This is a genomic window from Rhodopseudomonas sp. B29 (assembly GCF_000333455.1).
GTDB lineage: Bacteria > Pseudomonadota > Alphaproteobacteria > Rhizobiales > Xanthobacteraceae > Rhodopseudomonas.
In genome coordinates, this window is record NZ_BADD01000592.1 from 1 (window position 1) to 11,201 (window position 11,201).

Consider the following 11,201-nt stretch of genomic DNA (forward strand, 5'->3'; position numbering starts at 1 on the left):
CCGATCTGGCTGACCATCGGCTCGGCGCCCTCGGCCTCGCAATACGGCGCCAGCATGCCGCCAGCCCAATGGCTGGTGGCCTGTGTCATCGCCTTGTCGCCGCGTTCGTACAAAGTCACCCGGCGGCCGGCGCGGGCCAGCAGCAGCGCCTGCCAGGCTCCGGCGATGCCGGCGCCGACGATGGACACCGGCGCGTCCTTGCGTAGATCGGGCTTCTGGCTGCGGAGAGCGGCCGCATCGTCGCGGGCTGGCGACTCGCGCACGGGTTCCGGCGCGGCAGCCCTCGGCAGCGGCTCAGCAGCCGCAGCGAGATTGGCAACGACGGATGGATGTGTGGCGGATTCGGCCCCGCCAAGGCCTTGAAGTCTCTGGTGCATCCCTGTCCCTTCGCCGGCATGACCCGGATCAGGTTCAAAGGGTCACCGCGGTCTCGCACAGCTCCGGAACGAAGCGGCGAGGGTGCGGTATCTCAGCTCCTCGTCGGAGCCCCCCTCGGTCGCGCTCAATTTAGGCCGATGGGCCTGCGTGTCAACGTGGCTTTCGCGAGGGAATTTTCCGCCGCCTATGCAACTTTGCGCGGTCGATGCGGCGAAAATCGCCGGCAGCGAGCCGGCCCCGCGCGGGGCCGGCCGCGGCGGCGCGGTTACTTGAAGACGATGTCGGAGGCTTTGATATTGCTGGTGAGAACGTCCTGCTTCTTGAGCACGCCGAACCACCAGTCGAGATTGCCGGGCTCCAGCCTGGTCGCCAGATTGGGCATGCCGACCAGCGCCAGGGCCGCGGCCGGCAGTTTGGTGTATTTGGCCAGCACCTCCATCGCCAGCTTGTTGTCGCTCTTGGCCAACGCCTCGCCGTCGGCGAGCCCCAGGCGGAAGGCTTGGAGTTCCTGCGGGTGCTTCTCGGCCCAGCTCTTCGTCGCGCCGTAGAGGCCGAGTGTGACGCCGGCCGGCGCCTTGTCGTAGACCTTGCCGGCGGGATAGCCGATGCCCTGCGAGACGGTGGTGGTGAAGAACGGATCGGTCATCACCGCGGCGTCGAACTGGCCGGCCTTCATCAGATCCTGCTGCTGCGCGAACAGCACCTCGACCCACTGGATCTTCTTGTAGTCGACCCCGTTCTCGGCGAGCCAGTTCTGCGCGGCGAAGTGCAGGATGTTGTTGAGGCCGGCGATCGCCACCTTCTTGCCGACCAGATCGCTGGGCTTGTTGATGTTACTCCCCGTGCGCGCAACGATGCCGAGATTGCCGAAGGTCGGCAGCACCGATCCGTTGGCGATGCCGACGAGCGGCAGGCCGGCGTCGGCCGACTGAATGAGACCGGGCGCCGACATCGCCAGCGCATCGAACGAGCCCGCGACGAGCGCGGCGATCTGGTTCGAGCCGGGCGATCCGGCCATCGACACCGGCGTGACCTTGAGGCCGTGCTTTTCGAACAGACCCTGGTCGAGCGCCATATAGGCAGCGAGGAAGTCCGAGGTGACGCCGATGCCGAGCTTCATGCTCTGCTGGGCGTGCGCGGTCGATAGCGATGCAATGATAACAACGGCGGCGAGTACGCCTGCGAAGCTGCGTCGGATCATAGTTCCCCCTTTGTGAGTCAAGCTTGCTTCCATCTCAGCATGTAGCGTTCAGTGCCGATGATCAGGTTGGTGCTGATCAGGCCGAGGAGTCCGAGCATCAGAATGCCGGCGAACAGATTGTCGGCGCGGAAGGTGCGGCCGGCGTTGAGGATCCATTGGCCGAGGCCGCCGACGCCGGCGATCATCTCGCAGACGATGGTGAGGATCAGCGCGATGGTGACGCTGACGCGCATGCCGGCGAGGATGTCGGGCAGCGCGCTCGGCAGCGCGATCTTGCGCACGATGTCGAATTTCGACATGCCGAGCGCTGCGGCGACTTCGTAGTGCCGCTCGTCGACCGACTCGAAGCCGTAGATCGTCGCCAGCAGCGTTGGCCAGATCGCCCCGAAGGCGATCACGGTGAGGACGAGGCCGTCGTTGAGGCCGAGCGCCAGCGTGAAGATCGGGATGGTGGCGGAGGCCGGCAGCGGCCGCATCGCTTCGAGCGAGGGCTGCAGATAGGCCTGGATGGTCGGCGACATGCCGATGATCGAGCCGAGCAGGATCGCCGCGCAGGACGCGGCGAACCAGCCCCAGAACATGTGCACCACGGTCTGCAGCGCGTAGCCGGTGAGCGCGCCGCTCTGGATGCCGCGGCTGAGCGCCGTCCACACCCGCTGCGGGCTGGGCAGGAACACCGGCGAGATCACCGCCGCGGCGGCGAGGAGGTGCCAAGCATAGATCACAAGCGCGACGACGCCGAGGCTCGCCAGCCACCACGCGACACGTCTCATGATCGCACCGCCGATCCCATCCCGGGAAACGCGACGCGCTCGACGATGATCAGCAGCCGGCTGAACAGCCAGCCGATGGCGCCGATCCACACCAGCACGGCCAGCGTCAGCGCCGGGTTCAGCGCATTCTGCGCCACCACCATGGCGTTGCCGAGGCCGAGCGGATTGGTGGTGATCTCGACCGTCACGGCGATGATCAGTGCGAAGCCGACGGCGAGACGGAACGCCAGGAAGATGCGCGGCGCGATCGACGGCAGCACGAATTTCTGAATGCGTTGCGGCCAGGAAAACCCCAGCGCGTCGGCGACTTCGAACAGACGCGGCTCGACGCCGAGGATCGCGCTGCGCGAGATCACGAACACCGGCCACATCGTGCCGAAGGCGACGATGGTGATCTCGGTCAGATAGCCGAGCCCGGCGACGAGGATGACGAGAGGGATCAGTGCCACGGTCGGAATCGGGCGCAGCAATTCGATCAGTACCGCGAGCAGGCGGTCGAGCGGCCGCGCCAGGCCGAGCGCGAGACCGAGGGCGAGGCCGAACGCGGTGCCGAGCGCGACGCCGGCCAGCACGGCCCACAGGGTTTCGGCCGTGGCTTGTAGCAAGCTGCCGTCGGCCAGCGCCTGCGCCAGCGCGACGACGATGTGCGAGGGCAGCGCGATGGTGAGACTATCGAGATGAGCCGCGCGGCCGGCGATCTCCGCGGTGGCGATCAGCGTCACCGGGACGACGAGACCGCGCAACGCCGCCGACCTCATCGGCCGCGTCATGGCTCCGCGCCCTTGACGAAGTCGAACAATTGCCGACGCAGCTTGAGAAAGGCCGGGTGCTCGCGGGTCGAGATCTGGTCGCGCGGCGAGGGCAGGTCGACGTCGAAGATGCGGGCGATGCGGCCCGGATTGGGCTGCAGCGCGATGACCCTGTCGGCCAGATAGATCGCCTCTTCGAGATCGTGGGTGACGAAGAAAACCGTGGTCTGCATCGCTGCGACGAGCTTCAGCACTTCGTCCTGCAGCGTCTGCCGCGTCATGGCGTCGAGCGCGCCGAACGGCTCGTCCATCAGGATCACCGACGGGGTCTGCGCCAGACAGCGCGCGATCTGCAGGCGCTGCTGCATGCCGCCGGACATCTGCGCCGGATACTTGTCGGCGTGGCCGCCGAGTCCCATCAGCGTCAGCAGCCGTTCGATCTCGGCGGCGCGGCCGGCGCGCGGCTTGTTGGCGGCTTCCATCGCCAGCTCGACATTCTTGGCGGCGTTGCGCCAGGGCAGCAGGGCCCGGCCGTAGTCCTGGAAGACGATCGCGATATCGCGGCGCGGCTTGCGGATTTCCTGGCCCTGGAACAGCACCTGGCCGGCCGTCGGCGGCGTAAAGCCGCTGAGGGTGCGCAGCATCGTGGTCTTGCCGCTGCCCGACGGCCCGACCACGCAGACGATCTCGCCCTTGCGGATCGACAGATCGATGCCGCTCAGGATCGGCCGGCCCTGCAGCTCGACATCGACCCGCCAGAACTCCAGCAAATCGGCGCCGGGATCGGCGCGGCTGCCGCCCGACGGGCGGTCTGCGGGGCTTTCCACTGGTCGCATTGCTCCACGCGCTAACACGCTGCTCACCTTATTGTATCCAATCATGCTATCTATATACGATGAATTCGCAAGTGGGGGCGGCAAAAAATGAGCAGACAGCCGGCCTGTGCGTCGACGAAATAGGCAAATGCGCCCAATTTAAAGCCAATACAGCATAGGCGATCGATTGCGCTGCAGGAGCCTCTTGATCCGCTCCGGGTCGCGTGGTGAATTGTCCGAGTGTGCTTTTGGATACAATCGATCGTCGGAGAGAACGCGTGTCAGACAGCTATCCGTTGTTCAAAGCCGCCGCCGTCCAGGCCGGTCCGGTGTTTCTCGATCGCGACGGCTCGATCGAGAAGGCCTGTGCACTGATCCGCGAGGCCGGCCAGAATGGCGCCCGCCTGATCGGCTTTCCGGAATCCTATGTGCCGGGCTATCCGGCGTGGATCTTCAAAGCCGGGCCGATGGGCCACAGCGCCGCTTTGTACGGGCGGCTCTATCAGAACGCCGTCGAGGTGCCGGGACCGTCCGTGGCGCGGCTCAGCCAGGCTGCGCGTGACGCCAACATCTACGTCTGCATCAGCGTCACCGAACGCGAGCGCGGGTCGCTCTATCTGTCGCAGCTCTGGTTCGATCCGAGCGGCGACCTGATCGCGCGGCACCGCAAGCTCAAGCCGACCGGACCCGAGCGCTATATCTGGGGCGAGGGTGACGGCAGCATGCTGCCGGTGATCGCTTCGCCGATCGGCAACCTCGGCGGATTGCTGTGCTGGGAGCATCTCGTGCCGCTGGTGTCGGCGGCGATGAGCTTCAAGAACGAACAAGTCCATGTCGCGTCCTGGCCGGTCAGCGGCTATGTCCGCGGCGGCCCGTTCGAAGCCATGCTCGACGTGCGCGACAAGTACATCGGGCCGGTCAGTCCGGAGCAGAATCCGATCAGCCCGCTGGAAGTTATCAGCCGCAACTACGCGATGGCGACTCAGACTTTCGTGCTGATGTGCATGCACGTGATGCTGCCGGACGCCGTCGAGGCGCTGGCGCCCGGCTGTCCGCCCGACACCTACCGGGTCGGTGGCGGCGGCTCGCGGATCATCGCGCCCGACGGCAGCTCGATCGGGCACAATATCCCGGCGGGGCAGGAGGGGCTGGTCTACGCGGATATTCCGCTGGAGATGGTGATCTTCGCCAAGTATATGTGTGATCCCGGCGGTCACTACGCCGTTCCCCATGTTCTCAGCTTGAACATGAACAACAATCCTGCTCCAGCGGCGGCTCAGATCGGTGCGGCGAGCGATCCGGTGCCGCTGCGTTTTGCGGACCTTCAGGACTCCGTCTGAGCCGGCGCAACCGATATGACCAAGATCAACGATACGGTGACGACACGGGGGCAGGCGGTGCTGGAGGCCTTGCGCGACCTCGTGCTCGGCGGCCGACTTGCTCCGGGCACGCGCCTGAACGAGATCGAGTTGTCGCAGCGCCTCGGCGTGTCGCGGACGCCGGTTCGGGCCGCGCTGACGGCGCTCGCGACCCAGGATCTGATCGAGTACACGCCCAACAGCGGCTATTCGATCCGCGCCTATTCGGCGCGCGACCTCGAGAACGTATTCGAGGTGAGGGCGACGCTCGAGGGGCTGGCGAACCGTCAGGCGGCCGAAGCCGGCTTCTCGCCGGAGAGCGAGGCCAGGGTCGACGACATACTCGACAGCACCGCTGCGCTGGTCGCAGGCGGCGAATGGTCGGCGGAAATCTGCGATCGCTGGGTCGCCCTCAACATCGCCTTTCACCAGGCCATCAACCGCGCCGCAGGCAATCAGCGGCTGCTGACGCTTCTCGAGCGATCTCCGGTGCCGTTCATCTACGCGGTCCGCTATCAGTGGTTCACGCTCGACATCGTCAGCAAGGCTCAGGACGATCATGTCGAAATGGCCTCGGTCATCAAGAACCGGCAGGTCGGGCGCGCCGAGGCCATCGGCCGGGAACACATCTACCGCACCACCAGACCGCTGATCGAGAAATGCCGCGAGCTGGAGCGCCTGCAGCAACAGGAAGGCTGTGCAATTGCCGACCTGTTGCAGCCGCTGCGAACCGCCGACGACAGCGGCGAGAGCCGCCGAGCTCTCCTAGGATTCGGCGCCTGACGCCGGACGCGGCAGCGTGATCCTTGCGATCAGGCCGTGCGGCTTGGTGTCGTGCAGCGTCAGCTCGCCGCCGTGTTCGCGGGCAATCGTGCGGGCGATGGCGAGGCCGAGGCCGAAGCCGGACGCCTCGTCCATGTTGCGGGCGTCGTCGCCGCGGACGAACGGCTCCAGCATTGCGGCCTTGCGATGGTCGGGGATGCCTGGGCCGTCGTCCTCGACCTCGATTACCATCTGGGATGGTGCCGGGACCAGCCGGACGGTAGTGTCGCAGCCGTAGCGAACGGCGTTGCCGACCAGATTGGTGACGGCGCGGTCGATGTCTTCCGGCCGGGCCATGATCTCGGCATGGTCGGGACCCTGATAGCAGACCTTGTGGCCGAGATCGCTGAACTGATCGGCGACCAGCTGCAGCGTCGAGGCGAGATCGATCCGCGTCGTCGGCTCCAGCTTCCGGCCGGTGCGCAGGAACGACAGCACCGTGTCGAGCATCGCCCGCATCTGATCGAGATCGTGCAGCATGTTGTCGCGATGCGGCACGTCCTCGATGAACTCGCTGCGCAGCCGCAGCCGGGTGATCGGCGTGCGCAGATCGTGGCTGATCGCCAGCAACGTCCGGGTGCGATCCTCCAGGAGCGTGGTGATGCGTATGCGCGAGCGATTGAGCGCGCGCGCCAACGCGCGAATTTCGTCGGGCCCGGTCTCAGCGAGAGGCTCGTCCGTGCCGTCGAGCTTGAAGTTCTCGGCCGCCTTGGCGAAGGAGGACAGCGGCTGCGACAGCGACCGATCGGCCCACCAGCCGAACAGCGCCAGACTGAGGATGACGCCGATCAACGCGGTGAACAGCGGACCTTCGCGGAACGGCGGCCGTGGTCGCCCCGCGGGAAAATCGGCTGCGATCACCGTGCCGTCGGGCAGAGCGATACCGGCCCGCCGCCCATTGCTGTCGGGCAGCTCGAACACCCGCGCCAGCGGGCCGAGCCAGCGCGCCAAGTCGCGCACTTCCGACTCGTCGTCGTCCTCCTCGGACGGAATGTCCATCGGTCCCATCATTTTCAGGCCCAGCCGCGGCAGCGCCTTGCCGATCTGCTCGACCATGTGCTCGCGCTCCTGCGGCGGGCTGGCGGAGATCAGCCGCATCGCGACTTCGAGCTGAGTGTGGCTGTGGTCGATCGGGGGCGCACCGGGGCCGCGCAGCAGGAAGGTCGCGGCAATCAGCAATTGCGTGCCGATCAGCGAGGCGGCGACCAGAAGGGCGATCTGTCCGCGGATGCCGCTGAACCGAATGCGGTCCAATAGTCTGCGCATTGGCCGCCCTCTCGCGCGCCGAGCCGTTCAGCTCGCTTGGACTTCCGGCGTAAAGGTGTAGCCACCCGAGCGCACCGTCTTGATGATGGTGGCATTGCGCGGGTCGGGCTCGATCTTGCGGCGGATCCGGCTGATCAGCACGTCGATCGACCGTTCGAACGAACCGGTGTTGCGGCCGTGGGTGAGATCGAGCAGTGCCTCGCGCGACAGCACCCGGCCGGCGCGTTGGCACAGCGCCTGTAGCAGATCGAACTCGGCGCTGGTCATCGCCACCAGCGCTCCGTCCGGGTTGCGCAGTTCACGCAGCCGGCAGTCCAGCTTCCAGCCGAGAAACGAGATCGCGGTGGCGCCGTCGGCGCCGCTGGCGGTCTGGGCGAAGTTCTGCCGGCGCAGCACCGAGCGGATACGCGCCAGCAGTTCGCGCGGATTGAACGGCTTGGGCAAGTAATCGTCAGCGCCCATCTCGAGGCCGAGGATGCGGTCGACGTCGTCGCCGCGTGCGGTCAGCATGATGATCGGCATCGCCGATGTCGCCCTGACTTTGCGGCACAGCGTCAGTCCGTCCTCGCCGGGCAGCATGACGTCGAGCACGACGAGATCGACGCGCTGTTCGGCGAGCTGGCGAGTCATCTCGCGGCCGTCCTGCGCGGTCGCGACATTGCAATTGTTGCCACGCAGATACTTGGCGATCAGGCTGCGGGTTTCGCGGTCGTCTTCGACGACCAGGATGTGCGGGGGAGTGGTGCTCATGGTCCCGTCTTGCGCGATTTCGCGAGTCTTACCAAGCTTTTTTGTTTCTGAATGTTTCTGATCGGCGTTGCGCAAACTCCCGCAATCTGTCGGGGCCGCCGAACAACTTTTCGTTAATCCGACGCACTCTATGCGGGCATGGTAAATTTTGTTTGTGTGCGTAGCAACCGGTCCCATCGCACCAGAGTGCTCATCCATACGGAGCTTCTCATGACTGCTATTTCGGCAGCTTCAACCAGCAGCTATCTGACGCCGCTTCAACAACTCCAGAAGGAGCTCGCGGCGGAAGTATCTTCCGGCCAGGTCAGCTCGACCGACGCCACGGCATTGTCGTCGGCGCTGAACGACATCGACTCCTCGCTGCAAAGCGGCCAGAGCGACGGCAGTTCGGCCAGCGGCCAGAAGTCGTCGCCCGGCGACATGAAGTCCAAGATCGACGACCTGATCTCCAGCGAAGTCTCGAGCGGCAAGCTGACCAGCGACCAGGCCGACGAACTGAAGAAGGTCTTCGAAAGCACTTTCGCCGGTGAGCCGGAGGCGCGGGCGGTCCCGGCGGTGCCGGCGGACCGCCGCCGCCGCCGGACGACAACTCGGCGTCGTCGACCGATTCGACGTCCTCGACCACGTCCACGACCGATACCACGCAGCTGCTGCAGGACTTCCTCAAGCTGCTGCAGCAGCAGCAATCGTCATCGTCGTCGACCTACGGCGCTAACGGCAGCACCACGTCCGGCTCGTTCTCTGCGCTGCTGATCAATTATCAAACTTGATAGTTGCGCGCTGAGAACGCCTGGATGCGTCTCGACGGGCACGCTCACGAGCGGCCCGTCGCCTGATAGTTCCGCGGTTCGGCTTCTCGGGAACCGCACGCTGGATGACACCGCACGCTGGATGACATTGCGTCGGACCTGGAACCCTTCGCTATGTAAGAAAACAAAAGGTCGCGGGAACAGGCACGCCAGTGTGTCGTTTGATAGGGACTTCCAACAACAAGAGGGCCCCATCATGATCGCCAAATCGCTCGTCGCCGGCATGCTCGGCACCACGCTTCTCGCCACCGCCGCTTTCGCGCAGACCACCGCTCCGGCCGACAGCAATTCGTCGATGTCGAAGTCGCCCGCTGCGTCGTCCACCGTTTCGCCCGCGACCCATACCGGTCAGTGGCGCTCGTCGAAGCTGATCGGCGTCAACGTCTACGACCAGAACAACGAGAAGCTGGGTGACATCAGCGAACTGCTGCTCGACAGCTCGGGCAAGGTGCAGGCTGCCGTCATCGGCGTCGGCGGTTTCCTCGGCGTCGGCCAGCGCGACGTCGCGATCCCGTTCGAACAGCTGAAGTTCAGCAATCAGCCGGTCTCCGGCAACACCGCGATGAACAACTCGACCAATTCGAAGTCGACCACCAACACCGGCATGACCACCGGCGCGGCGAGCTCGTCGTCGTCGAGCAGCACCGCCGATCGTTGGTATCCGGACCACGCCGTGCTGAACACCACCAAGGATCAGCTGAAGGCGATGCCGGAGTTCAGCTACAGCGGCAGCTCCAGCACCAGCAAGTAATCGGCGTCATAGCTGATGAACAGCGGCCCCGGTTCGCGTCAGCGGACCGGGGCTTTGCCGTGTCTGGTTCTCTCGAGGAATGGGTCGTCATCCTGAGGTGCGCGCGTAGCGCGCCTCGAAGGATGCGGCGGCACGCGGCTCGTGGCCCATCCTTCGAGGCCCTCCGCGCCGCGCGGGCGCGGCCCGGAGGGCACCTCAGGATGACGCTGCCAGTCGGAGCGAAAGCCCCAAGAACGAGAAGCAAAGGCCTAAGGCGACGACTGCAGCGGCTTGAGCTTGGTGATGGTGACTTCGAGGATGCCGTTGGCCTCGGCGGTGATCCGCATGGTCTGGGCGTCGAAGGCGAGGTCGGTCAGCCGCAGCGACGAAATCTCCGAGGCGATGCGCAGCCCGTCCTCGTTGCGCTGGTAGTTGGCGATCAGATTGCCGACACGTCGCTGCGCGTTGGCGGCTTGCGGCTTGAGATCGACCACCGCGCGGTCGGCCAGCACTTTTTCCAGATACGGCACGGCGGCGCGCGCCGTCTCTCCGAGCAGGCCGAACGCGGCTTCGGACTCGACGGCCAGTTTCATGTCGGTGAGCCGCAGGGTCTGATCGTTGGAGTCGAGGACCGGCGTGCCCCAGATGTGCAGCGTCGCTTCGCCGCCGAAGCCGAAAAAGCTCTTCTGCTCCTTGGCGTCGACCAGCAACGAAATCAGCAGGCGTTTGTCGCCGCTCGGCGACACGGTGGCGCGCTTCACCGTAACGGCGGCGGCCCCGCCGTTCTCAGGGAAGGTCTTGCCGACGACCTGAGCGCCGATGATGCGGCTGACGTCCTGGAACGGAATGTCGACCGGTACGGCGATTTTCACGCCGGCGGCTTCGGGGCCGACCATTTCCAGCGACGGCGGGAATGGGCACTCCGGCTTGGTCTGGGTCGCCGTGATGCGGGTCTCGGCGACGATGCCGAGAGTCAGCGTCGCCGTGGCGGCGTCGATGTGCGGCTGTGACGCCAGTGCGCGCGTCGGCTTGATCTCCAGCCAGAAGCCGTTCGGCATCCCGCTGCCCTGCAGCGGGTAGGAACGGCAGATCCGCTCCCATTCGCGCCGCGCGCTGCGCTCCAGTGCGCCGTCGTCGCGCATCGTCTTCTGCAATTTGGCGAGCTGCTCGTTGACGGCTTTGTCGATGACAGGCTTGACCTGGCCGGGCACGTTGATGCGGGCGCCGCCAAGCACGACGCTGGAATCGTTTAGCGTCACCTGGGCGGAAAGCTGCGGATCGACATGCCAGTTGGCCAGCACCTTGGGCCGCGCCTCGATGGCGATCGCACCCTTGATCTCGCCATTGGCATTGAACGACTTGATGTTGACGCCGATCTGCTTGGCGACATTGCCGCCGAGAAGCTTGCCCAGCGTCTCGTTGACCTGGCCCTGCAGCTTGGCCGAAATCGAGCCCTTGGCGTTCAGCGTGCCGGTGAGGGGAGCGTTGACGGCGATCTGGTCCTGGCCGCCGCGGACGAGGACAGCGCCGCGCGTCACCGTCCAATTGAT

11 protein-coding genes, 1 pseudogene and 1 riboswitch are annotated in these 11,201 nt (G+C 65.8%); of the genes and pseudogenes, 4 read left to right on the forward strand and 8 right to left on the reverse strand.

Annotated features, from left to right (window positions below; genetic code table 11):
* From I5M_RS32415 to I5M_RS21140, 5 genes are all read right to left on the reverse strand, one after another.
* The coding region (locus I5M_RS32415) for an FAD-dependent oxidoreductase (protein ID WP_376738694.1) at positions 1-263 on the reverse strand (263 nt) is incomplete at its 3' end.
* 102 nt (positions 264-365) lie between these two features.
* Positions 366-503: riboswitch (TPP riboswitch) on the reverse strand.
* Positions 504-643: 140 nt separating this feature from the next.
* Positions 644-1,579: an ABC transporter substrate-binding protein gene (locus I5M_RS21125; RefSeq protein WP_159104019.1), complete on the reverse strand. Its 936-nt coding sequence runs from the start codon at positions 1,577-1,579 to the stop codon at positions 644-646.
* Positions 1,580-1,596: 17 nt separating this feature from the next.
* On the reverse strand, positions 1,597-2,352 hold the full coding sequence (locus tag I5M_RS21130; protein ID WP_022723221.1) for an ABC transporter permease: 756 nt from the start codon (positions 2,350-2,352) through the stop codon (positions 1,597-1,599).
* Positions 2,349-3,122 carry an ABC transporter permease gene (locus tag I5M_RS21135; protein WP_022723222.1) on the reverse strand — a complete coding sequence of 258 codons (774 nt, stop codon included), beginning with the start codon at positions 3,120-3,122 and terminating at the stop codon, positions 2,349-2,351. The genes I5M_RS21130 and I5M_RS21135 overlap by 4 nt, the downstream gene beginning before the upstream one ends.
* Positions 3,119-3,928, reverse strand: coding sequence for an ATP-binding cassette domain-containing protein (locus I5M_RS21140; protein ID WP_022723223.1), 810 nt, complete (start codon positions 3,926-3,928; stop codon positions 3,119-3,121). The genes I5M_RS21135 and I5M_RS21140 overlap by 4 nt, the downstream gene beginning before the upstream one ends.
* Before the next feature lie 266 nt (positions 3,929-4,194).
* Here I5M_RS21140 and I5M_RS21145 point away from each other — a divergent pair, with 266 nt between their 5' ends.
* Together I5M_RS21145 and I5M_RS21150 are read left to right on the forward strand one after the other, a co-directional pair.
* Positions 4,195-5,256 carry a carbon-nitrogen hydrolase family protein gene (locus I5M_RS21145; protein ID WP_022723224.1) on the forward strand — a complete coding sequence of 354 codons (1,062 nt, stop codon included), beginning with the start codon at positions 4,195-4,197 and terminating at the stop codon, positions 5,254-5,256.
* A gap of 15 nt (positions 5,257-5,271) precedes the next feature.
* Positions 5,272-6,057 (forward strand): GntR family transcriptional regulator, encoded by a 786-nt coding sequence (locus I5M_RS21150; protein ID WP_022723225.1) that lies wholly within the window; start codon positions 5,272-5,274, stop codon positions 6,055-6,057.
* Here I5M_RS21150 and I5M_RS21155 read toward each other — a convergent pair.
* Together I5M_RS21155 and I5M_RS21160 are read right to left on the reverse strand one after the other, a co-directional pair.
* Entirely contained in the window at positions 6,040-7,362 is a 1,323-nt protein-coding gene (locus tag I5M_RS21155; RefSeq protein ID WP_031337264.1) for an ATP-binding protein, read from the reverse strand. The two genes, I5M_RS21150 and I5M_RS21155, sit on opposite strands and share 18 nt — an antisense overlap.
* Before the next feature lie 27 nt (positions 7,363-7,389).
* Positions 7,390-8,112, reverse strand: coding sequence for a response regulator (locus tag I5M_RS21160; RefSeq protein WP_022723227.1), 723 nt, complete (start codon positions 8,110-8,112; stop codon positions 7,390-7,392).
* 210 nt (positions 8,113-8,322) lie between these two features.
* On the opposite strand from I5M_RS21160, the pseudogene I5M_RS34465 reads away from it, so the two are divergent.
* Positions 8,323-8,882, forward strand: a pseudogene (locus I5M_RS34465) (hypothetical protein).
* A 235-nt stretch (positions 8,883-9,117) separates the two neighbouring features.
* Positions 9,118-9,672, forward strand: coding sequence for a PRC-barrel domain-containing protein (locus tag I5M_RS21170; RefSeq protein ID WP_022723229.1), 555 nt, complete (start codon positions 9,118-9,120; stop codon positions 9,670-9,672).
* Between the two features lie 248 nt (positions 9,673-9,920).
* On the opposite strand, the gene I5M_RS21175 is transcribed toward I5M_RS21170, so the two are convergent.
* Positions 9,921-11,201, reverse strand: a 1,281-nt coding sequence (locus I5M_RS21175; protein WP_031337265.1) for a DUF4403 family protein, incomplete at its 5' end; no start/stop codon positions are given.

Bases quoted from the DNA above. Each gene is read 5' to 3' on its own strand.
- I5M_RS21125 (WP_159104019.1), bottom strand. From the start codon at position 1,579: ATGATCCGACGCAGCTTCGCAGGCGTACTCGCCGCCGTTGTTATCATT.
- I5M_RS21130 (WP_022723221.1), bottom strand. From the start codon at position 2,352: ATGAGACGTGTCGCGTGGTGGCTGGCGAGCCTCGGCGTCGTCGCGCTT.
- I5M_RS21135 (WP_022723222.1), bottom strand. From the start codon at position 3,122: ATGACGCGGCCGATGAGGTCGGCGGCGTTGCGCGGTCTCGTCGTCCCG.
- I5M_RS21150 (WP_022723225.1), top strand. From the start codon at position 5,272: ATGACCAAGATCAACGATACGGTGACGACACGGGGGCAGGCGGTGCTG.
- I5M_RS21155 (WP_031337264.1), bottom strand. From the start codon at position 7,362: ATGCGCAGACTATTGGACCGCATTCGGTTCAGCGGCATCCGCGGACAG.
- I5M_RS21160 (WP_022723227.1), bottom strand. From the start codon at position 8,112: ATGAGCACCACTCCCCCGCACATCCTGGTCGTCGAAGACGACCGCGAA.
- I5M_RS21170 (WP_022723229.1), top strand. From the start codon at position 9,118: ATGATCGCCAAATCGCTCGTCGCCGGCATGCTCGGCACCACGCTTCTC.